This window comes from Staphylococcus equorum, from assembly GCF_029531845.1.
Taxonomy (GTDB): Bacteria; Bacillota; Bacilli; order Staphylococcales; family Staphylococcaceae; genus Staphylococcus; species Staphylococcus equorum_C.
Genome location: NZ_JAMBPV010000017.1, coordinates 13,198 through 34,230, shown reverse-complemented (window position 1 = coordinate 34,230; position 21,033 = coordinate 13,198). Strand labels below are relative to the sequence as shown.

Below are 21,033 nucleotides of genomic sequence, written 5' to 3'. Positions count from 1 at the left end.
TAATCAACCTTTCTTTAAAATATTATTTTCTTTAATAACACGATATACAGTAGTTCTACTTACTCCTGTTTGTTCAGCAATTTCTGCACCAGTAAGTTTTTGTTCATCATACAAAAATTTAATTTCTCGTCTTTTATGATCTGGTAATCTAGGTCGTCCACCTGTACGTCCTCTTGCTCTTGCAGATTCTAAACCTTTTTTTGTTCGTTCACTTAATAGATTAGCTTCTAGTTCTGCAAATGCACTCATCATGGTAAAAAACATTTTTCCCATTGCATCATTTGTTGATATGTTCATATCAATGATTTGTAAGTCTATATTATTATTGTCTAACCATTGCGATAATTCTATAAGTTGTTTAGTCGTTCTTCCTAAACGGTCTAACTTATAAATCACTAATGTATCACCGTCACGCAAGTAATCTAAACATTTATCTAATTCCGTTCGTTTTTTCTTACGCCCACTAACCTTTTCACTGAAGATACGTTCACAACCGTATTTTTCTAAAGCGTCTATTTGTGAATCTAAACTTTGATCTCGTGTAGAAACACGTGCATATCCTACTTTAGCCATAATTTATTTCCTCTTTTATTAAATATTTTTTACTTCGTTTAGTTCATTGCCAAACACTAAAATCACTCTTTTCCTCCTTGTTTATATAAGTAATACCGTCAGCACATGGCAATATAAAATCAGTATCTACTCTTTCAAAATTTTCTTCAATAATCTTTTTAAATTCCTTGTTGGTAATAATTGAATTTTCGCTGCCACAATAAGTAAAATCATATTCTATAGAAGTTATTTTTATTGAGCTAACTGTTTTCCTTTTATTTATCTAAAATAGGCAACATACTAATAACTTTAGGCTCTTTGAATAATAAGCTATCATCATATTCAATTTCTAAATCATAATTATTAGGGTTTTCATGTACTATCGGTGTGATTTTACTACTTTGTGCAATAGAAAATTCATCTACTTCAACTGTTTCTGTATATACGTTGAAATAAGTCATTAAATCGTCCTTATATACTTTTCCTAATTCAGTTATATCAAGATTTGGTGACATTAAATTTTTTTCAAAAATTGCTTGTTCAAACAATATTTTATCTTTTTGTGTATTATTTCTTAAATAGTTTTCACTATAACCTAAAACACAAAGATAATAACTAATATTAATGCTAGATCCTAAACTTGTATCTTTGTCAATGTCTATATTATCTATATCTACATCAAATGCTAATTGCCATGTTTCCGTAACTTTATATGGATAAATAATATATTTATCGTTCAAATAATCAAACAATGTATAGTCTATATTTGATTTATTATCATCTTCATTAAAAATGGATAAATTACTAAAACAATCTGCATTAAATTTTTGTGAATATTCCAACTTTTCAAAAGCCATATCTAATAATTTAAATGCTTCATAGCGAATATGATTATTAAACTCACCATTCTCCAACAAATTTTTATATTCTACACTATCAAACCTTACACCCTCATCGCTTTTAGGTGCAAAAGAGATACCTTGTTTATACTTTCTATTTATTAATTGCCCTGCACAAAATATACGTTTATTAGCAAAAGGAGTTTTGATTTTAGTTTTTTCTTCTGAATTAAAGGTATGATTATTTTTGGTTATTAATGATTGTATGTTTACATCAACCTTGCTTTTTGCGTTGTTAACTTTAATTTTAGCGCTGTCATGTTCACCCATATAATGTGTTTCATCTAAAAATATCTCTGGTCTTAAATGAATTAGGCTATTTGTTTCATTTATTCCTTGTAAATTTAATTGATCTAAACAATTTACTAAAGATATTGACGGTACTCCTTTAAATTCTAAATCTTGGTTATTGCTATCTATCAATTGAGCTAAATCATAATTCAACATTTTAATACTCCCCTTTATTATTTCCTTCTAATGTACCATTAGTAAAATCATCATTTTCATCAAAATCAATCAAATGTTCTTCTTCTTTATTTAGTTTTTTATGATCTGGTTCAGTATCAAGTTCTAATTGATAAATTAACTTATCCAATATATCTTCTGTAGACTGATTCTTATTAAGAATATTTTCTCTTAAATCGGCGATATATCCATTTAAATAATGTTCAATGTTTTCATCATCAGCTTGTAGCTTTGTTGCAAATATAAATAAAAAAGTATGTTTTGGATCTAACATTACAATTAAATCTTCTTTATCAAAATATTCATAAATAGTAAATCTTTTATTTTGATAAAGAAAATGTCCGTCATTTACTAAACTATAAGAAATATTAATTAATTCATGAATATAATTAATTCTATCTTCTTCATCTATGTTCAATCGTCTAAGTTTGTTATAAATTTGACTTGTAACGTGCTTAGAAAGTGAATTTATAATTCCAGTATCAATATTTAGTAATCTTTGAGCTTTCATTAAATATGTTTCAAGTCCAAATTCAAACCAATCTGTTTCTTTAATATTTTTTTCCATTACCTATTAATCCCCTTTATATTTATATTCTCAATGCAAATTAGAAGCCTACCTTTCGTACCAATACCCATATTATTCATTAATATTGTAACATAGATTATGTTACAGGTTTTGGTTTTTAATTATAAAAAAATATTGAAGTTACTAACTCCTTATTTTTTATATGTTTGAGAGGAATTTGGCACAAATTTTGCTTGTTAAATTGCAAATAACTCAAATTTGTAACAAAAACGTTCGTTATTGGTATTATTTAAATATAAATTTCTTCAAAAAAGTATCTGGATTATCAATACCATTATTTTTGATAATGTCTTTGATATAATCTAGTGATTCACCTTTAGGATCAGCAAAATTCATCATTAAATAGGTTTTTATATCTTTGATAAACCCTTTAATATCTGTAGAATTATTGAATGGGCTAATAAAATCATTTCTACTTAATAAATAATCAATTTCTGTATTTGATGTTTTCATATTATCTACTCCTTTTTTTGTTTGCTTTATCTTAATCTAATTATAACACACTTCTTTACGTCTGTAAAATAGATGTACCGTATTTATATAATAAAAGCAACATATTATATATGTTGCTTTTACCTTCTTTAATTACCTTTATTCTCTTTTAAGATTTTATTGTACATTCGAATTTCTTTAGAAAATAAACTATAAATTATGATAAGACTTCCCGAAACGATTATTAAAGTAAGAATATTAAATCCTAATAATGAATCAATAAAACTAGTTACTATACTAATCGTTAATAAAAACAAAAAAGCTAATACCAATTTAATTATTAGTTTTTTCTTATTCACATTGTTCCAAAATATTGATTTTATACCATTTCTCATATAATCACCTTTAGTCCATGTTATATACATCAATCAAATCACTGTTTTTTGTAGGTTTATCAAATTTAATTTTAGATTGATTATCATCTATTTTCATAACTGCCGTATTATACAATTTATCTTCTTTTTTATTCTTAACATCACGTTGTAAACCAGAATATTTTACATCTTTTATTTTCTTAGTATCAATTTCTCTATTGAAAAATTCACTTGAATTATTATTAACTTTATCATCATACGCTTTTTGATCCATATTAAATAATGTACCTGTTGTATCTGTTAAATCAATTGTTTCTTGGTACGTCTTGTTGTTTTTAACATCTATTGATAATTTTAATGGTTGCGCTTTAGGTTTTACATAACTTAAAGATTCAGCATTATCCAAACTACGTTCTGCTTTCTCTAACTTAGAATTAGATTCATTTTCAAAAGCGTGATTTGTATTTATTTTCTGCATTTCAACAATACTTTCTTTATTTTTATCAAAGGAATGTTTATCCTCTTTTTTAGAAATTTTCAGAAGTTCACTATTACTTTTATCAGCAATTTCTTCTAAAGTTAAATTAGATTCTTCAATATTATAAGTAGTGACTTTACCATCATTAATATATGCTAATCGTTCAATTTTATCTTTACCTTTAATATTTTTTTCATCACTATAATATAAAGAAAGAAAATGAGTTCCATCTTTTAAAGTATTCCCAAATTCAACTGGTTTACTTTCATTTTTTTCCTCATTCCCACACGCACCTAATACCAAAGATAATATAGCGATTGTACCCACGATTTTTTTCAATATTCTCACCCATTCCTAGATATATTTTTAAATAAAATACAACACCTTAAACTCCATCTATAAAATAGATGTAATACTAAACAATTACTAACGCACTCGTTACATTCGTTTATTACAACTGACCGACCCGTCCGAATAGTAATTCTGGACTCTCTAGTCAGTTACAGCATTTCTTCAAACTCTCTTTTAAATTCTTTGATTTCTTCATTTGATAAACCTTGCTTTTTACAGTATTTATCAAAATTTTCTTCCATGCTTAAATCTTCTTTTTCATAAAAAATTGCAACTATTAAAAGGTATAAAATAAATACAAATCCAATTAGTGTAGCAATTAGTGTGAATATTAGAAAGAATTGGTTTTGTGCATGTTGCGTGAAACTGAAAATATCGGTTTTTATAATTACCTTTAAAGGTATTGGAAGAATCAAATAAATTAATGGTTGAGTTACCTTGCTCAATTTTTCTAAAGCATTCCCATTTTTAAACACAAAACCTAGAATGCTACAAATAAATGCTATCCACAGAGGTATATAAAAGATAACCTCATAAAATTGCAGTTCATCACTAAATATAGCATTTTTATCAAAATCAAAAACTACCATTAAAATGCTTAAAATTGTTAAAGGGGCTGTAATACCCAAAGATAGTCTTGCATTATTTTTAGCTGTTTTTTTCATATCTTGAAAGTTCATTTTACCTCTCCTTATATACCTACTATTATTAAAATAGTTACTTATTCTTTAAAATAAACAGTAATATTTTGTAGGTATATTTGATTTATAGTAAATGATTTATGATTGTTCTCTCCTGCACCATTATCATTATTTTCACATGGTACTTCAATAGTTCCTAAACGTTCATTAGTAATGTAATTTTTGTTGGTTTTTAATTCTTTCAAAATATTTTCTTTATCAAACTCAATATCTTTGATAATACCTTTACTCTTAATAGGGTCGCCTTTAATTCTACATGGCAAACGATAATCATCTTCTGCTGGTGTATTACCTTTGATACGCATAGTCATGCCCTTACTGTTATAATTTTTATAATCTTTTATAACATACACGTCAACCTCAAATATATCGTCTTTATCTTCATATAACTTTCCATTAGCAAAGTTTACTTCAATACGGTAACCACTATTTTCCTCATTGTTTTTAATAGAATTGATAAGTGTTTCTAAATAGTCTACTCTCTTTAATGCTTTTCTATATTCAAACATTTTACTCCTCCTAACTAATTGTAATAAACTAAAATTAGGAACAACAATTAAAATTTTTAAACTAGCGTTCATTATAATTTTTTAAAATTTGTCCTAATTTAGCTATGCCTGCTATAACTAAAACCGGTATAGCACCAAATATAAAAGCATTTAACACGCTATTCCTCCTAACTAATTATTTTCTTTAGATTCTTTAAATGCTCTTGTTTTTCACTATTATATTCTTTCACATCTTCTTTTGCTTTCTTTGATAGATTTTTATACGTTTGAAATAAAGGTAAATCGTTAATTTCATCATCTGTAATTGTAGCATTTATATTGGATTGGTTCTGTATTATATTTTGTTCTTTTTTCATCTTTGCGCTAATTTCTTTATTTCTATAATACTCTCTGATAGGTGTTACAATTTCAGACAATTTTACTTCGTCTAACCATTGAAACATACACATATTTTTTAATCTAATTCGTTCCTCTTGATCCGTATTATCAAATGTGATTATTTTAGATTTTTTAGGTAATTCAATTGCAATATATTTAATATCAGATTCTTCTGCATTAATAAATTGATATAGACGGAATAACTTTCCATCATTTAGTTGTACGATGTCATTTAGATCCATATAGGCACTAAATGATATAGGTTGATATTGTTTGTTTCTCATTCTATATCTCTCTTTCAATTCTTCAAAAAAATCAAAATAACTCGACCGTTCATTAATACCAAATATAACAGCAAATATCATTGCCATTAACATCTGAAAGAATACAATAGCATATAAACTACTTTCGATATCTTTACCGGTTGAGATAAATAAAGTGGAAATTATTATATCTAAAATAGCAAGACTTATTACAACACAGAATGTAATAGTTTTATTGCTTTTTTCATATTCTTTTCTCGAATCATACTGGAAAGCGTCAATTCTTTTAATATAATTTTCGCTACTTTTCATTTTATAAAACACCTCTATTTTTCTGATTAGATTTAGGTAGTATATTATCAAATATTTTTGGCTGTCTATCTAACTAATCGTTTATATTTTGTGTATACTTCTTTATCATTTTGATCTTGTAAATTATATTTAATTTCATTATTACCTTCATTAATAACAATATTAATATTATCATTTTTATTGTTATTCAGATAATCTTTCTCCTTTACTTTAATTGTTTTAAAATTGTGATCTCCGTATTGTATTTTTAATTGATAATTTTCAACTTTTCGTTCACCTCCACCCATAAAAAGAATAGTATCTTCTTTTTTTATATATGACTTATCATTTTTTGAAACAACAATCCCTTGAATTTCTTGTGTGTTTGCTAATCTCCATTCAGCAACTTTTATTTGTTCTTCATTTGGCTTCTTACTTTTCCTATTATCTAACGTATTTAATACTGAACTAGTTATTGCAGAGACAAGTAAAATCGAAAACAAACATGATAATAAGATACACACTATCTTGTACATAATTAATTCCTCCAATTTTATTCATCTAATTGATATTCTATTTTTCTAATCTATTTGCAACAATTTACATCTTCAATGCAGACGTACGTTGTTTACATTGCACTTTTATTTTCTATTTCATAATCAAACATTGTTATTTGTTCTGGTGGTCTTTTAACATAATTAATGTTTTGAAATGTTTTATTTATTTGTTGTTGTTTTTCTATCTTCCAGACGTCTAAAGATAAGTTTGATTTGTAAGGTACTTCTTCCCACTCACAAATGAATTCTACATACTTCTCTAGCATAGTATCACTACTCCTTTTTTAGAAATTGAAATAATATTATATTAACCTTTTTACATCTTGCTAATAGATGTAAATTTTTTATAAATACTAAACATTGTATTTTATGATCTATTCATCTATTTAATATACTTATATTATAACATTTGTTTGTACGTCTGTAAAGAAGATGTACTTATAAAGGTAAAAGTGATAAACATCACTTTTACTAAAACTCTTTTTTATTTAAAAAACCAAAATCTTTTATCAAATCTTGACCATGTTCATTTTTATAGTTTTCTACATACTCTTTGAAATATTCAGGATATTTTTCCTTCGCATAGGTCATTAGCAATTTATTCGCAAAATCTCTACGATTTTCATGATTTTCATGTGCTAAAGCGTTAAATAGTGGCTTTAATTGCTTATTCAACACAATGGTTGTTCTATCTTGGTAAGATGGTACTTTTCTACGCACTTCATTATGTCGTTTTTTTCTTTCTTCTTCTTCATTAGACGCATTCATTTTACTTTCGAGGTCTGCAAATCTATCAAAATCTGGCATGAATCTCTCTCCTTAAATGTTCGTTATGTTTTCACAACTTTTTATAAATCTATCAAAAAAATCTTTGTGTTTTCTATAAATTTCCTTGTCACCCATCATTTCCATAATTGAGGTTTTATCTTTCACAGATTTTAAAAACAAATCTTTTTCGTCAAAATAAGTAACGAAACCTTCTCGTTTTTGCATATCTTCTAAAAATTCTTTTGATGTATTTGTATTATGTTTGACCTTATTTCCAATAAAATATAATTCAGCTTCTACTATAGGCTCTTTTGTTCTAAAATCTATTTTAGCATTTTTGAATTTATTAAACTGAACGACCATATTTGCTTCATTCTTATCATTTAAGCCAGTTGGTACATCTGGACTGAACACTTTATCACTAGCTGCGATTGCGTTTCGAACTCCATAATCAAAATCGTTATGAGTATCAAACATAATATAATCATATTTTTCTAATTCTTTTCTGTTGTTCATTAACCAAATCATAACTTTATAATCTTTATTATCTTCATCACTTAATGCTAATCTTTTTTCTAATTTATCAAAATCATAATATCCAGATATTAAATCAATATTTGGTTTCACATTATGTATTTCTACTTCTTCATTATCATAAATACCACGTACAGATTTTTCTGGTATATCTTTTGAATATATTTGAGACAACGTACAAAGATGATCTTTATCAATTAGCAAAACTTTATTACCTTTGAACGCTAAAAATTCAGCATAATTGTAACATAGCATTGTTTTACCAGCGCCACCTTTTTGAGCAACCCATGAATAAATTTTCATAATTTATACCTCCATATCTTAAAGTTATTATTACATATCATATATTTTACGTCTAGTTTATAGATGTGATTAAGTAAACATATTGAACATCATTATTGTTAAAACACTAAATATAAATATACCAACAAATATTTTTATTACTGCATTTGTAGTTTTTACCGGTCTCAATATCAGCAACAATATAAACAATACTATAAAACCCATATTGAAAACCCCCCATCTTCATACATTACTGTATTTTATATTACTATATCATATATATGTACATCTGTAAAGTAGATGTACAATTTATTGATAATTAACTTACCTTAATTATTAATCCCTATTTTTCATTATAATCACGTATACTAACTAAGCATATATAACTATAATCAATACCTTTATATACATTAAAAGGTTTTTAAAACAATACAAGTCATTTCTCAGCGCTTATATTTTCTTCTAAATATTTATAGCATTAATCCCATATCAATAGAATGATTATTTTTTTGTAGATTTTTTGAATCACTAAAGTACATATTTATTAAAATAACAAAGCTTATACTGATAAAAATAGCAATAATTATACTAGTCAAAGAAACCATTAAACTTTTCTTTTTTTCATTATTTATAAACAATGTACAAACTACTAAACCAATACATACAGCAAGTATTGTAATTAGGCTTAGTATATAATTATTTTCAATGACTTGTAACACATTTATATAAAGTTCTTTTAACTTAGGAATTAGTTGTGGCGTTATATCAGTATTCATATTAATTACCTCGTTTTTTATTGTTAGTTATTTTCCATACAATTGTTTCGTTCTTAATTAAATTTATTTTTATTTTTGGATCAGTTAAAGTATATCTATATTTTTTGAATTTAATAAATCTATTTTCACTCAAAAACTGCTCGTTATTATGTATCATTTCAATATATTTAATACTGTTCCAGTAAAAGCTATCACTACTTTTATAAATGGTTGCTAGAACATTATAATAACCAAAATAATCTTTTTCTAGTTTATAAAGTAAACTTTTTTCGTTTTCTAAATACTTAAATGTATTTAAAATAGTAGTATCAATAATCTCACTTAAAATGTTGCCAGAGATCACTATTTCATTTTCAAAGTTCAATACTTCATATTTTGCTTTTTTTGAAATTTTCATATTTACTACTCCTGACACTTTCTAATCTTTTAATAACTTAATTATAGTATAACACTTATATATACGTCTGTAAAGTAGATGTTTGGATAAAAAAAAGAAACAGGCGACTTAAAGTCACCTGTAGAACATGCTTGTTAAGAAAAGAAAAATACCTATGAACGCAACGATCGAGTATATAATTTTTTTCTTTTTTGTATACTCTCCGTCACGTGAATCTTTATTTGATAACGCTAAAGGTATAACAACTAACGCAATCGCAACTATTCTTAATATTATAAACGTCATGTTCATGTTTTAACACCTCTTTAACTTTCTATAGCTTCATTAGAAGTAGTATTTAGAATTTCTTTATATGATTCATTATACTTTTCTTCTGCTGATTTTAATTGCTTTCTAGCGTCTTTTAAGTCATCTTTAGCTTTTGATTTATCTTTACTCTTAGCTTTATCTACTGCCTTAGATTTTTCAGAAACTTCTTTTTTGGCTTGATCCATTTCTTTTTTATCATCTTCATATTCCATTTTTTCATTAGAATAATATTGCTTTGTACTATTTAAGTTTTTAAGGGCTTTGTCATCTGAATCTAATTTTTTCTCTTGTTTTTTAATGAATGCTTCAAATTCTTCCTCTTGATTACTTAGCATATATGCCTGCGCTAAACGATTAGCAATATTTTCATCTCTTAAATTTACATCATTTGCTAACTCGATTTCTGTTTGGAAATCTTTATCATAACTTGCTATGAAGAATGTTAATACTTTATTACTATTATTACCATTAATTTTTTTTATATCGTCTATGTTATCTTTATTAATCTTATTACCTAATTCATAAGCAACACTATTATCTAGTTTTAAAGCTCTTGTGTATTTTTCATCTTCAATCAACCATTTAACATAAATCTCTTTATCTTTTTTAGTAGGTAGTTCATCATATTTCATACTCGCAAATTTGTCATGGGCTTTCTTCTTATTACCATTTATATATTCTTGATAAACGTTTAATGTTTCGTTTTTTACTTTTTTTTCTTGTTTTATTTGCTTTTCATCTTCTGATTGCCCATTACTATTACTTGCTATTGAATTTACAAGTAAAAATATTACTAGTAATGATACAATGAAAATGCCCATGTGTAATGGCGAACTAAACAACCAGTTTTTTATATTAGTTAAACTAAATTTCTTCTTAGGCTTATCAGATTTACTTTCTACTGACTTATTTAGATTTTGTTTTAAATATTCTTTGCTACTTAATTTTTTTGGTTTATCTTCTTTTAATTTTGTTTTTTTCTTATTGAAAAATTTACCTTTTTTATTTGATCTTTCTTCTGATTTTAAACGTTCTGCTTCTTCATGTTCTTCACGCTGACGCTCAAATTCATCTAATTTAGCTTGTATAACAAGTTCAATATCATGTAAATCATTACTTGCAAACAATTCTTCTGCAAATCTAATAACTTCGTCTGACTTGTTAATAAAGTCTGCTCTATTTGGTTTACCAGTTATATTATTAAGTTTTGTTAATGCTGATAATATAATTTTTCTTACGCCCATAAATTCATCAGTATTATCAAATACTTTGAAATCACCAAAGCTATGCAACATAGCTTTGATTCTTTCATTCCCTTCCTCATGAGAGATTAAAAAGTTATCTGTTTTCCAAAGGATTTGTGTACCTTGCTCTTTTTGTAATTTCCCTATATCAATAAGCGATCTGAAAAATTGCATTTGTTTTTCAAATGGAAAACTACGAATTGTTTGGAAGCTACTTGTTTCATTTTGAACATAATCAAAATATATATACTTACCTACTGCTCTAATATTGACTATATGTGCTACTGAATCGCTATAATTAAGTTTATCTAATATTTCTTCGTAAGAGTCGCTTAAATCTTCTGCTGTAACAGTTGGACGTTTGAAATTGCTAACTGTTGCAAAATAAGATACTTCATTTTGATTGAATTCCATTTCTCCATTTCTATTAATTTTTATCATTATATTCTCTCCTAACGAGCTTCATTATTGGATTGTTCTTATCGTTTTATACTTCTAACTGCCATTATTGTTGATCTACCAGCACCAGATGAATCACCGAAATTTTCAAGTATTTTTGGTACGCCTAACGCTAGCATTAAATAAGCAATACTTAACAATAAATCTGTACCAACTTCTTGCAAATTCCATGTTATTCTGAAAATAGTTGCTAATGATAAAGCTATACAAACTGATTGTAAGAATACTGTTAATACTCTTGAAACGAGTTTTCTAACCCAAAGTGAGTAAAAATCCATTTCATCATTTAACATTGTTGTAATTGCTACAGGTCCAGTAATATATAAAAGGATTAAATAAGCTAGACTGTAAAAGAGTGATATTGTCACTACTAACATCAATATCGCTATTACTGGTACTGCTATCATTACTGCGTCAGAATTTACTATTAAGGATTTTAACATGATTAAGCTACCCATTTCGTCATCAATTTTAATCGATTTCATGATTGGTGTTATGAGTAGATATTGAATGTTTAATACCAATCTGAACATTGGATCATATAATCCAACCAGTATTAAAACAACAATTGTCTTTGCTACTTTATCGTAAATTGCATTGCCATAATTGCCAATATCAGTAGCTTTTAATACTAATATCTTTAAAACTTGGAATATTAAGAATAAAGCAACTAAACTATCCGTAAGTGTTGTAAATGCTTCTTTCAATGGTTTTGCACTTGGTGAATTTAATATTGACGAAGGTTTTATAGTAAACGTTTGTAAAGGTTTAGTCACCATACCTAAAGCACCATTACCAATTTTCATGAAAATATTAGCAGTATGTCCTTCAATATCCCACTTTGAAACATCTAGTTTATTAGTAGAGGTATTATATTCTTCAACAAGTTTCTGCATAGCGTCAGCTCTACCTTTACCACTTGATTTTTTGATTTTTTTATAAAGTTTGTCTATCTCCTTTTCATAAGTTTTATATAAACCACCTTTACCTTTTTTTAGTTCTTTTACCTTGCCTTGCTTTATAATCGATTCATCGTCCATTGCTTCATTAAGTTCTTTTTCTAGGTCATCGTCGCTAGGCAAACTATTGAATGCTTCTTGTGAAACATCAACGTTATCATTTTTAACACCTGTTCCATTATCCTTAGCATCGACTGACGAAGGAAGTAAAAATATATACGCTAAACAGATTGTGACAAGCAATCCAATGATCTTTTTCATGTTAAATCCTCCTTAAATTCCGAAACCAACTCTTATCCAATAAATAATTGCATTTACAGACAGAACTAATATAATAGTAATAGGTATTAAATAATGCATGAATAGGACACGCATTATTTCAGTTTTTACCGTTGATTTGTATTCTTTTACGCTCACTTTTTTTAAGTGGGCGTATTTTCGTTTAGAAGGACGCACAATAAATTTAATATAATATCTTAATTTTTTTCTTTTGATTTTTTTGTATATTTTTTTAATCATCATGCCTTCCTCCTTAATCAAATTGACCTATATAAAAATAACCATCTTTATTAGTTTTTATAGTGAATTCACCATTTTTGTTTTCTGTTTGTACTTTTGAATCTTTTGTATAGCTTAATGTATAATCATAACTGCCACTCAATTCGTCTTTACTATCATAATTGATATAAGTTGAAACATTATCAACTGAACGTTGTTTGTCTTTAACTAAGTCTTTAACATTTCTATTCAAACTTTTTTGTTGTTCGGAAGAACGCATTTTAATCGCTTCATCATACTCATTTTGACTTTTAGGTGCATTTGTTTTTTGTATATATTCTTGAACTCTACTGTCTAAATCTTCTTGTAATTCATTTCTTTGTTCTGCTTGCTTATATTGTTTTTTGCTATATTGTTTATTTTCAACACTCGCATTTTCAGATTCTTCACTTGGATTGTTATTCCCACCTAACCTCATTAATCCAATAACGACTAATAGTAATAGTACCGTTAAAAGCCCAGCTGATATATATGCTTTGCGACCCATTGCATACCCTCCTTTTGAGTTTATTGATATGGATTACTTCCAACTTCTTGCATTTTATTAATTTTCATTTTGTTATCTTCATTTTTATATTCGATTCTTCCAAAACGTTCTGTATAATCAATATTCTTTTCTTTATCATCTGTTGTTTTAACTTTAACTACATAGAATACTTTTAACTTATTTGTTTCAGTCTGTTTATATAAAGTTACATTCTCAACGCTTTTATTTGGTTTATCTGTTTCATATGTTTGATTTTGATTACTAACTCTATCTCGCAATTGTTTAGCAACTATATCTTCATAACCTTTCATCTGTTTAATATCATTTTTAGTATAACTATAATTTAAAAATGTCTTGGTTTTAGACAAAGTTTTTTCATCAGTTGATTGTTCTGTATCATCGGATTTTTGCTTATTATCTTCTGAATTGGAACAAGCACCAAGTGATAATAACAAAATTAAAGATATGCCTAATAGTTTTTTCATTTGATTACCTCTTTTCTAAAATTATTTATCATAAATGAATTGCATGTTTTTTGTATCTGCTTTTGAAAATTCACGATAACTAATAACACCTACGCCTTTAACATTGGATTCTGAAACTACAACGCCACCGTCTTTCTTCACTTTTTCTATAAATACTACGTGTCCGTAAGGGTCTGGCGCACCAAAGAATCCAGGTTTAATTGAGGCTGCTGCACCTACTTTCGCTTCTGAACCTACTTTAAAACCTTGCGCTTTTGCATTATCTCCCCAATCACCACCATTACCTAATGTTGTTGGAACTTCTTTTCCTAGTTGGTGTCTACGTTGATGAACATACCAAGTGCACTGACCGTATGGATAAGTAGGTTGTAAATCAAATTTTTCTTTATCTGGTTTGGGTAACTTACCTTCAAAACCTCCTAAATCTGAACCTCCAGAACTACCAGAATTAGAACTTGTTTTTCCTAATTTATCGGGGTCTTTAATACCTGCTTTGACAAATTTCACATTATCTTTATAAGCGTTGTAATGTCCCATTACATCACTTACATATTCACTTGAATGATTATATGAATGAACCGCTGTTTCGGGTGATTTATTTGCGCCATCTTTTTCAAGTTTCTTAGCTGTAGCACTTAAAGCGTCCGATATTTCCATAGGATCAGCTTTACCATTTCCATTACCGTCTACACCTTCGCCACCACCACTCTTAATTTTATCTGGGTCAGTATATTCGCTTTTGGGTATTTCTGCATTTCCTAATGAACCACTACAACCACTAGCCGACCAACCAGCCCATGTACACTTCATGAACTGTGTATGACCAATCGCACCAGCACTAGATGACTGAACATTACTACTAAAAGCAGTTTCAACCCGATGTATTCCAGCTAACAGTTGCCAATCAATCCCGTATTTTTTTGCGATTGATTTATATAATTTCTCAAATTCTTTTGGCACTTCATTTTCTGCATAATTACTTCTAGGATTTTGAACTGTTCCACCGTTGACAGTATAACCATCACCAGATGAACTTGCTTTTTCTTTATCTTCTTCATCTTTTTGTCCTAACAAAGTTCCCATAACTAGCGTTATGGCAAGGATAACGATAACAAGAATTCCACCGGCAACACCACCTACTAATTTAAAGGTGAGCCACCCACCTGTTTTTGCTACGTCTTTTCCTTCCAATTATCCTCACCTCGCTATTCTAAATCTTCATAATTTTTTTCTGCCCAAACCTTGTGTTCTAATTCTGTTAAAATAACTTCTATTTTAACTTTTTTACCACCTACAAATAAAAATCCTTTACCTCTATCTTCGACCACATCACCACTTGCAACTTTTAAAAATTCTTTGTTTTCTTCCGTTAGTTTAAGATTTAATTGATTATTTACTTCTTCAACTTCTTTATCTAACATCGGCAAAAATATTCTCTGAATAGATTGGTCAATAACAGCTTCTCCATAATTACGACCTTTTTCTTCTGCACTTAAAAAGTCTGAAATAGATTGTGTAGCTGGTGTTACACCACAATTTAACGAACGAAATACTTTCATCATTATAAATAGATTTTTCATTGCTATTGGTACATCTGGATCAGCAATATAGTGTGCTTCATCTACATAAACTTGCGTTTTCTTTCTTTCGCCATTTAAAATCAATTTTTTGATATACGTTAAAACATTGTAATAAACAACTTTATTCAATTCTTCAATATCTGTAACAGCACTAACATCAAAAGCAATTAAACTTTTATCCAATGTATCAACATTCGTGTAACCATTTAATACATGTTGATAAAGCCCACCTTCAATATATTTATCAATACCTTTACGGAAGTTTGATAATCTTTCAAAACGTTCTGGGTTATAATTAGGATTACTAGAACCATCTTCTAAATTCTCTTTTTTGTAACTATCAATTAAATCTGCTAAATCCTGTAAAATAGGATAATCTTCGTTAGAAATTTTAGTGAAATCAATATCTCCGTCTATATCCAAGTTGTGATTTTTGTATAATTCAATTAATACACTGCTCAATTCATTTTGAGCGTCTAAATCAATATTTGGGTACATTAACTTAAATGAAACCATTAATGATGTAATATGATCTCTAATCGGATTAATTCGCTCTTGATATTCCCCAGTTTCATCAACTTTATAAGATACTTGTGGAACATCAAACATGTTAAGCATGTTACCACCTTTCTCATTTGAGAATTTAAACCATTTACCTCCTCTTTCAATGAAGGGTTTACCAAATTCACCTTTAGGGTCAATTACCAAAATGTCATAACCGAATGATTTTCTACGCATCATATCAGCAAATAAAAATGTTGATTTACCCGAACCAGAAATACCAACTACAAACATATGTTTATTTAAAAGATTTTCTGAATTAACTTTTATAATATTACCAGTAGCACGATTTTTTCCTAATATAATCCCATCTGACATGATGATTTCATTTTCATGGAAAGGGAAGAAATAACTCAATGTACGTGATGTGATTGTTGTACTAGAGAAGTTTTTCAATTTGTTTGTAGCAAATGGTAAACTACTATCAAAAGCGTCTTTAATTCTAAATCTAGGGTTGATTGGACGACCTATTGAACTAAAAATTGTTGTAGCTTTGTTACTTAGAACATCTAATTCTCTTTCAGAACTTGCAGTAACTTTTATAATTGTTTGTAAATTAAACATTTTAGTTTGTTTAAATGATAATTTCTCTAATGTTCTTTCTGCCGATTTAATTTCTGCTTCTGCGTCAGTCTTAGTATCTGGTCTGGCATTTGGATTATTTTTTTTTGTTGTATTTTCTTGAATACTCTTACTTAATTGTTTTTTTATTTGGTATTCGTCCATTTCTTCATAATAATAAGAAAAATCTATGTTATCGCTAATTTCATTTAATTCCCTTAAATCATCAGCGTCTATTTGTCCTTTTAATGAAGTAACAACAAATGTTTTAGTATAATTATCTCCCAGTTCAAGCTTTCCTTCTTTTTCTTGAATTGAATCGGGGGCTAAAGTGTTAAGTAATGGGTAATTAATATCCACTGTATCTTCCAACGTTATTTCTCCAGTTTCTCCTTCTTTTTGTTTTCCAAATGAAAATAATTTTTTAAGCAAATTTCAGCCCTCCTTTAAATAATGTGATGTTGTTTCTTGTGATCCCAATAAGTATCGAAATCTTCGTTTTCTTCTGTCGAAAAAGTAATTGTTTCATTATCATTTAATTTTTGACCTTCAATAATATTAGCAGTGGCATAATCAACTGAATAATGTAATAACGTGAACATTTCCTCATTACTTAATATTCTTGCACTTAGTTTATATTGATGTGGCAACATATCTTCTATATCAGAAACTAATTTTTCAGCCATTTGTTCTAATACTTCCTCTGTATTTTCTTTTTTTGATTTTTTACGTTTAATACAAACATAAGGTGATTTAGAAACCATCTTCTTATTCTTTTGAATATCATTCGCTAATTTTAAATAACTACTTCCAAAAAGTCTGTCATATCTATCACCTGTGTTTTCAAAAATCTTTTGACAATCTTCAATATATGTTTCTAAAGATATTGGTTTTGTTTTAGTTGTAATTTGAATAGGGAAAAGTCTAGTATCTAATTTATTGTTAAATTGCTCGAAATTGTCATATACCTTCTTTTGATCGCTCAAAGGTAAGCCAGTAACATTAATACAACTAACTTGTATAACCTTAACTAATTCATCACTTAATAGTTCGTATGATTCTTTAGAAATGTCCATTAGTCCTAATTGCCCTCTGATATCCTCCAAAAGCTCACTCTCCTTTTGAATTTTGTCATTATTATATTCAAACGTTTTTTTACGTTTTTTATAATCATACTTATATTTAAATTCATTTAATATTGAAATGTTTTTTCTTTCATACAAACTAGATTGTATTGCCAAAAGTGCATATAAAGCGAATGATGGTAAAATTCCAATTAAGTAAAGTGGGATATGATCTTCCCAGTTTAAATGAAAAAATTTATTCAATATCATAATGTAAATTATACCAAGTAACAAAACTGGCAAAGTCAAAACTATATCTTTGACTTTAAAAAACCATAAATATTTATTACTATCGACCTCTAAATCAACTTTCCCAATAAAATCATATTTATTGTTACTTTCATATTCAGACAATTGATTACCTCCTATCTTTAGGAATAAGAAAGGTATTGTTTGATTCCAGTTTAGTGTTCTAAGTTGTAAAACAATACCTTATGGTAATTCCTTGAAATTTCATCTTCATTGTATTTCTAGAAGTAACCTTTAACAGCGAATATTATTGTTCTTGCTAAAAGAATTACAACAAATGCACCTACAACAACGATGAAACCAGTTTTAAATTTTTCTTTAGATTTCTCTGAACCAGTTGTTGCACCGAAACCACAAATAATAATACCTACGATTGCAACATATGTTGCAAGTTTCAATAAGTTACTCCCTAAATCTTTAAAAATATCTTGAATAGGTTGGAAAATTTGATCCATAATCAACTTACCTCCTGTCTTTTTAAGTATGATTATATTATACCATTGTACAACTACACATACAACCTTTTTTTATGATTTTTTTCATACATTATTAGATGATAGCATTGATTAATAAGGGAAATATTGGTATAATTGTATTATATTTTTAATACTAATAGCACTAAAAAAGGAGGTAATTGTTTGACTAATAGTAAACATGCAGTGACATTGAGTTTAAAAAAATCGACTGTAAAAGAATTAGATAATTTAGTTAGATTATCTAAAACTCACACAACTAGAACAATGCTAGTTGAAGATGTTTTAAGTCAATTTATTAAAATGTATAATCAATTCGATCATGATAAAAAATAGCTTTAAAGAGAAGTAACATGTTACTTCTCTTTTTTTATTTTTCTTTAGCAATTAATATACTGTGCTTCGGTATTACCCTCAATTTTTCTACTTTTTCTCCAGTTTTTAATTTCACTTTCACATTCATTAGAACTTCAAATGAAGTGTGGTGTATCATTGTGCCACTTACTATTGTTTCTTTTTCATTGTTTAAGTAAATAATAATTTCTTTATCTCTAAAAACTTCAAAAAGTTGTTTAGTATTCTTAATATCGAAATTTTGATCCATCTTAACATTCTCCTTAATTTTAAAAGCTTTTTAGTGTTTTATATTGCATTAGGTAATACATATCCTAGACTCACTTTAATGACTCTAAAAATGCTTGTCTGTCTTTTTCTAATGATTCTATTTCTTCTGGTGTTTGTACTGGTTCTATATACTCATTATTTTTGCGTTCTTCTAACCATTTAGGTGTGAGTTCTTTAGAATTATTATTTGGGTTAGATGTTATTTTTTTCTTGTATTTATATTCTTGTACAGTAGCTTGATTTATAGTTGTTACGTTAGATTCTATCCAGTTAGCTAATATTGTTTTTAAATATTGTTTGGGATTATTACCTTTGGAACAATAATCAATTGCAAAGGTAATAATTTCTTCTTTTAAGGATTCAAACAATTTATTATATTCTGTTTTATCTAATTTTGTAAGTTTGATATTATAATTTTGTTCTATGTCTCTATAATACTTTTGGTAATATAAGTTGTTCAAACTACCACTTGGTTTTTTATCACTTTTTTTGGTAGTAGTTTTATTACTATAAATCTTATTACTATAAGGCTTAATAATATAAGTCTTATTAGGTTTCGATTTTGTTACTTCCATGATTTCGATTTTGTTACTTCCATGATTTCGATTTTGTGACTTCCATGATTTCGATTTTGTTACTCCTTTGATACGACGCAGTTTATAGCGTTCTTTTTCAAAAGATTTTCTATACTCTGAAATAAATTTTGTGTTTTTATATTTTATGCTTATCATTGTGTTTCTTAAATAATCCCATGTTTTAGAATCAGTTATTTCCATATTCTTTGTTACTTGCGGTAAATGTACATAAAAACGATCTGCTTTACTAAAACCACCATTTTCATATGTGATTAAATGTTTTTCCTGTAATTCTTTTTTCATTTCTTTAATTTTTTCATAACCAAAACCAGTTATTTCTTTAATTTTTTTATAAGTTAAAGAGCAATATACTTTACCATTATATATATATTTCCCTTTGTTCTGACTATATCTGAAAGTGTTATATAAAATTGAATAAAAGATTTTTGTTGGATTATCTAATTCATTATAGTATTTATAACAAAAAAGAGCTTTTGGTAGTTTATACCATACACTGACATCATATTGGTACAAGAAACCATCTGTGTAAGGTTGTTTAGGGTATATGCGATTAGACATACCTAACCCTTGTTGTTCTTCTACAAGCAATCCCTTTTCTTTCAATAGTTTCTTTAGTCTAGGAACACTTTTAACGTTTATTTTTAAATCTTTTGCTAAATCTTCATTTGAATATATCGAATATAAACGGTTTTGTTCATCAAAAAATTGAGTGTTACCTTGTGCTGCTGATTGTTTACTCAAATCATTTTTATCACAGAATAAAACATACATTAATTTTGCATTAGTTGGTAATTTCGAAAAATTTTCATCGTAAAATAAAAATAGAAATACTTTGTAAAAATTGCCTTCATATTCTTTGTTGTACATAATAAAAAACCTCTTTCCATAAATTGAATTTTGGTAAGAGGTAATAAAACGTTTTAAAATAGTTTAATGGTTGTATTTTATGATTAATATACTTGCACAAAGTAATTATTCATTATATAATACAGTTATCAAATCAATATTAAATCAACGTTTGACCGAACGTTTTATTACCAGAGAGCAACTATTAGTAGTAGTTGCTCTTTTTATTTGCTATAAATTAATCATAACACTAATTTATAGCAAAATGAATTAGATTTCTGAAATTTCATTAATTTAATTGTACGTCTATAATAACATTAAA

Annotated in this window: 26 protein-coding genes; 1 reads left to right on the top strand and 25 read right to left on the bottom strand. The window is 27.3% G+C overall.

Going from position 1 to position 21,033, the window contains the following annotated elements; all coding sequences use genetic code 11:
* Positions 1–3: 3 nt before the first annotated feature.
* From M4L39_RS13735 to M4L39_RS13625, 23 genes are all read right to left on the bottom strand, one after another.
* Entirely contained in the window at positions 4–573 is a 570-nt protein-coding gene (locus M4L39_RS13735; RefSeq protein WP_119517867.1) for a recombinase family protein, read from the bottom strand.
* Between the two features lie 254 nt (positions 574–827).
* Positions 828–1,898 carry a hypothetical protein gene (locus M4L39_RS13730; protein WP_119517868.1) on the bottom strand — a complete coding sequence of 357 codons (1,071 nt, stop codon included), beginning with the start codon at positions 1,896–1,898 and terminating at the stop codon, positions 828–830.
* Position 1,899: 1 nt separating this feature from the next.
* Positions 1,900–2,484, bottom strand: a complete 585-nt coding sequence (locus M4L39_RS13725; RefSeq protein WP_150822793.1) for a hypothetical protein — start codon at positions 2,482–2,484, stop codon at positions 1,900–1,902.
* Positions 2,485–2,730: 246 nt separating this feature from the next.
* The gene (locus M4L39_RS13720; protein ID WP_277582505.1) at positions 2,731–2,958 is read right to left on the bottom strand and encodes a hypothetical protein; all 228 of its coding nucleotides are present in this window, start codon (positions 2,956–2,958) and stop codon (positions 2,731–2,733) included.
* 384 nt (positions 2,959–3,342) lie between these two features.
* Entirely contained in the window at positions 3,343–4,128 is a 786-nt protein-coding gene (locus tag M4L39_RS13715; protein ID WP_277582504.1) for a hypothetical protein, read from the bottom strand.
* A 161-nt stretch (positions 4,129–4,289) separates the two neighbouring features.
* Complete coding sequence (locus tag M4L39_RS13710) at positions 4,290–4,820, bottom strand: hypothetical protein (protein ID WP_277582503.1); 531 nt, start codon at positions 4,818–4,820, stop codon at positions 4,290–4,292.
* A gap of 41 nt (positions 4,821–4,861) precedes the next feature.
* The gene (locus tag M4L39_RS13705; RefSeq protein WP_277582502.1) at positions 4,862–5,350 is read right to left on the bottom strand and encodes a hypothetical protein; all 489 of its coding nucleotides are present in this window, start codon (positions 5,348–5,350) and stop codon (positions 4,862–4,864) included.
* Positions 5,351–5,517: 167 nt separating this feature from the next.
* On the bottom strand, positions 5,518–6,303 hold the full coding sequence (locus M4L39_RS13700) for a hypothetical protein (RefSeq protein WP_277582501.1): 786 nt from the start codon (positions 6,301–6,303) through the stop codon (positions 5,518–5,520).
* Positions 6,304–6,368: 65 nt separating this feature from the next.
* Positions 6,369–6,818 carry a hypothetical protein gene (locus M4L39_RS13695; protein WP_277582500.1) on the bottom strand — a complete coding sequence of 150 codons (450 nt, stop codon included), beginning with the start codon at positions 6,816–6,818 and terminating at the stop codon, positions 6,369–6,371.
* A 92-nt stretch (positions 6,819–6,910) separates the two neighbouring features.
* Positions 6,911–7,105: a hypothetical protein gene (locus tag M4L39_RS13690; protein WP_277582499.1), complete on the bottom strand. Its 195-nt coding sequence runs from the start codon at positions 7,103–7,105 to the stop codon at positions 6,911–6,913.
* A 205-nt stretch (positions 7,106–7,310) separates the two neighbouring features.
* The gene (locus M4L39_RS13685; protein WP_277582498.1) at positions 7,311–7,646 is read right to left on the bottom strand and encodes a hypothetical protein; all 336 of its coding nucleotides are present in this window, start codon (positions 7,644–7,646) and stop codon (positions 7,311–7,313) included.
* Positions 7,647–7,658: 12 nt separating this feature from the next.
* A complete protein-coding gene (locus M4L39_RS13680; RefSeq protein ID WP_277582497.1) occupies positions 7,659–8,444 on the bottom strand; it encodes a ParA family protein in 786 nt (261 codons plus the stop codon).
* A gap of 449 nt (positions 8,445–8,893) precedes the next feature.
* Positions 8,894–9,199: a hypothetical protein gene (locus M4L39_RS13675; protein ID WP_277582496.1), complete on the bottom strand. Its 306-nt coding sequence runs from the start codon at positions 9,197–9,199 to the stop codon at positions 8,894–8,896.
* 1 nt (position 9,200) lies between these two features.
* Entirely contained in the window at positions 9,201–9,596 is a 396-nt protein-coding gene (locus tag M4L39_RS13670; protein WP_277582495.1) for a hypothetical protein, read from the bottom strand.
* 305 nt (positions 9,597–9,901) lie between these two features.
* Positions 9,902–11,590, bottom strand: coding sequence for a hypothetical protein (locus tag M4L39_RS13665; RefSeq protein WP_277582494.1), 1,689 nt, complete (start codon positions 11,588–11,590; stop codon positions 9,902–9,904).
* Between the two features lie 38 nt (positions 11,591–11,628).
* Positions 11,629–12,828 (bottom strand): conjugal transfer protein TrbL family protein, encoded by a 1,200-nt coding sequence (locus M4L39_RS13660; protein WP_277582493.1) that lies wholly within the window; start codon positions 12,826–12,828, stop codon positions 11,629–11,631.
* Positions 12,829–12,840: 12 nt separating this feature from the next.
* Positions 12,841–13,086, bottom strand: coding sequence for a hypothetical protein (locus M4L39_RS13655; RefSeq protein WP_261677121.1), 246 nt, complete (start codon positions 13,084–13,086; stop codon positions 12,841–12,843).
* A gap of 13 nt (positions 13,087–13,099) precedes the next feature.
* Positions 13,100–13,612 (bottom strand): hypothetical protein, encoded by a 513-nt coding sequence (locus M4L39_RS13650; RefSeq protein WP_277582492.1) that lies wholly within the window; start codon positions 13,610–13,612, stop codon positions 13,100–13,102.
* A gap of 20 nt (positions 13,613–13,632) precedes the next feature.
* Positions 13,633–14,097 (bottom strand): TrsH/TraH family protein, encoded by a 465-nt coding sequence (gene trsH, locus M4L39_RS13645; RefSeq protein ID WP_277582491.1) that lies wholly within the window; start codon positions 14,095–14,097, stop codon positions 13,633–13,635.
* 21 nt (positions 14,098–14,118) lie between these two features.
* Positions 14,119–15,288, bottom strand: coding sequence for a CHAP domain-containing protein (locus M4L39_RS13640; RefSeq protein ID WP_277582490.1), 1,170 nt, complete (start codon positions 15,286–15,288; stop codon positions 14,119–14,121).
* A 14-nt stretch (positions 15,289–15,302) separates the two neighbouring features.
* Positions 15,303–17,231: a VirB4 family type IV secretion system protein gene (locus M4L39_RS13635; RefSeq protein WP_277582489.1), complete on the bottom strand. Its 1,929-nt coding sequence runs from the start codon at positions 17,229–17,231 to the stop codon at positions 15,303–15,305.
* 14 nt (positions 17,232–17,245) lie between these two features.
* Entirely contained in the window at positions 17,246–18,277 is a 1,032-nt protein-coding gene (locus M4L39_RS13630; protein ID WP_277582488.1) for a hypothetical protein, read from the bottom strand.
* Positions 18,278–18,393: 116 nt separating this feature from the next.
* Positions 18,394–18,627 (bottom strand): hypothetical protein, encoded by a 234-nt coding sequence (locus tag M4L39_RS13625; protein ID WP_193014055.1) that lies wholly within the window; start codon positions 18,625–18,627, stop codon positions 18,394–18,396.
* Positions 18,628–18,810: 183 nt separating this feature from the next.
* On the opposite strand from M4L39_RS13625, the gene M4L39_RS13620 reads away from it, so the two are divergent.
* Positions 18,811–18,981 carry a hypothetical protein gene (locus M4L39_RS13620; protein ID WP_277582487.1) on the top strand — a complete coding sequence of 57 codons (171 nt, stop codon included), beginning with the start codon at positions 18,811–18,813 and terminating at the stop codon, positions 18,979–18,981.
* 34 nt (positions 18,982–19,015) lie between these two features.
* On the opposite strand, the gene M4L39_RS13615 is transcribed toward M4L39_RS13620, so the two are convergent.
* Positions 19,016–19,249, bottom strand: a complete 234-nt coding sequence (locus M4L39_RS13615) for a hypothetical protein (RefSeq protein ID WP_277582486.1) — start codon at positions 19,247–19,249, stop codon at positions 19,016–19,018.
* Between the two features lie 70 nt (positions 19,250–19,319).
* Positions 19,320–20,732, bottom strand: a complete 1,413-nt coding sequence (locus tag M4L39_RS13610; protein ID WP_277582485.1) for a replication initiator protein A — start codon at positions 20,730–20,732, stop codon at positions 19,320–19,322.
* Positions 20,733–21,033 lie beyond the last annotated feature (301 nt).

Excerpts from the sequence above, each read along its gene's own strand:
- M4L39_RS13705 (WP_277582502.1), bottom strand. The coding sequence starts at position 5,350 with ATGTTTGAATATAGAAAAGCATTAAAGAGAGTAGACTATTTAGAAACA.
- M4L39_RS13625 (WP_193014055.1), bottom strand. The coding sequence starts at position 18,627 with ATGGATCAAATTTTCCAACCTATTCAAGATATTTTTAAAGATTTAGGG.
- M4L39_RS13650 (WP_277582492.1), bottom strand. The coding sequence starts at position 13,612 with ATGGGTCGCAAAGCATATATATCAGCTGGGCTTTTAACGGTACTATTA.
- M4L39_RS13730 (WP_119517868.1), bottom strand. The coding sequence starts at position 1,898 with ATGTTGAATTATGATTTAGCTCAATTGATAGATAGCAATAACCAAGAT.
- M4L39_RS13720 (WP_277582505.1), bottom strand. The coding sequence starts at position 2,958 with ATGAAAACATCAAATACAGAAATTGATTATTTATTAAGTAGAAATGAT.
- M4L39_RS13675 (WP_277582496.1), bottom strand. The coding sequence starts at position 9,199 with ATGAATACTGATATAACGCCACAACTAATTCCTAAGTTAAAAGAACTT.
- M4L39_RS13695 (WP_277582500.1), bottom strand. The coding sequence starts at position 6,818 with ATGTACAAGATAGTGTGTATCTTATTATCATGTTTGTTTTCGATTTTA.
- M4L39_RS13670 (WP_277582495.1), bottom strand. The coding sequence starts at position 9,596 with ATGAAAATTTCAAAAAAAGCAAAATATGAAGTATTGAACTTTGAAAAT.
- trsH (WP_277582491.1), bottom strand. The coding sequence starts at position 14,097 with ATGAAAAAACTATTAGGCATATCTTTAATTTTGTTATTATCACTTGGT.
- M4L39_RS13735 (WP_119517867.1), bottom strand. The coding sequence starts at position 573 with ATGGCTAAAGTAGGATATGCACGTGTTTCTACACGAGATCAAAGTTTA.
- M4L39_RS13725 (WP_150822793.1), bottom strand. The coding sequence starts at position 2,484 with ATGGAAAAAAATATTAAAGAAACAGATTGGTTTGAATTTGGACTTGAA.
- M4L39_RS13685 (WP_277582498.1), bottom strand. The coding sequence starts at position 7,646 with ATGCCAGATTTTGATAGATTTGCAGACCTCGAAAGTAAAATGAATGCG.
- M4L39_RS13710 (WP_277582503.1), bottom strand. The coding sequence starts at position 4,820 with ATGAACTTTCAAGATATGAAAAAAACAGCTAAAAATAATGCAAGACTA.
- M4L39_RS13660 (WP_277582493.1), bottom strand. The coding sequence starts at position 12,828 with ATGAAAAAGATCATTGGATTGCTTGTCACAATCTGTTTAGCGTATATA.
- M4L39_RS13615 (WP_277582486.1), bottom strand. The coding sequence starts at position 19,249 with ATGGATCAAAATTTCGATATTAAGAATACTAAACAACTTTTTGAAGTT.
- M4L39_RS13665 (WP_277582494.1), bottom strand. The coding sequence starts at position 11,590 with ATGATAAAAATTAATAGAAATGGAGAAATGGAATTCAATCAAAATGAA.
- M4L39_RS13700 (WP_277582501.1), bottom strand. The coding sequence starts at position 6,303 with ATGAAAAGTAGCGAAAATTATATTAAAAGAATTGACGCTTTCCAGTAT.
- M4L39_RS13690 (WP_277582499.1), bottom strand. The coding sequence starts at position 7,105 with ATGCTAGAGAAGTATGTAGAATTCATTTGTGAGTGGGAAGAAGTACCT.
- M4L39_RS13655 (WP_261677121.1), bottom strand. The coding sequence starts at position 13,086 with ATGATTAAAAAAATATACAAAAAAATCAAAAGAAAAAAATTAAGATAT.
- M4L39_RS13610 (WP_277582485.1), bottom strand. The coding sequence starts at position 20,732 with ATGTACAACAAAGAATATGAAGGCAATTTTTACAAAGTATTTCTATTT.
- M4L39_RS13680 (WP_277582497.1), bottom strand. The coding sequence starts at position 8,444 with ATGAAAATTTATTCATGGGTTGCTCAAAAAGGTGGCGCTGGTAAAACA.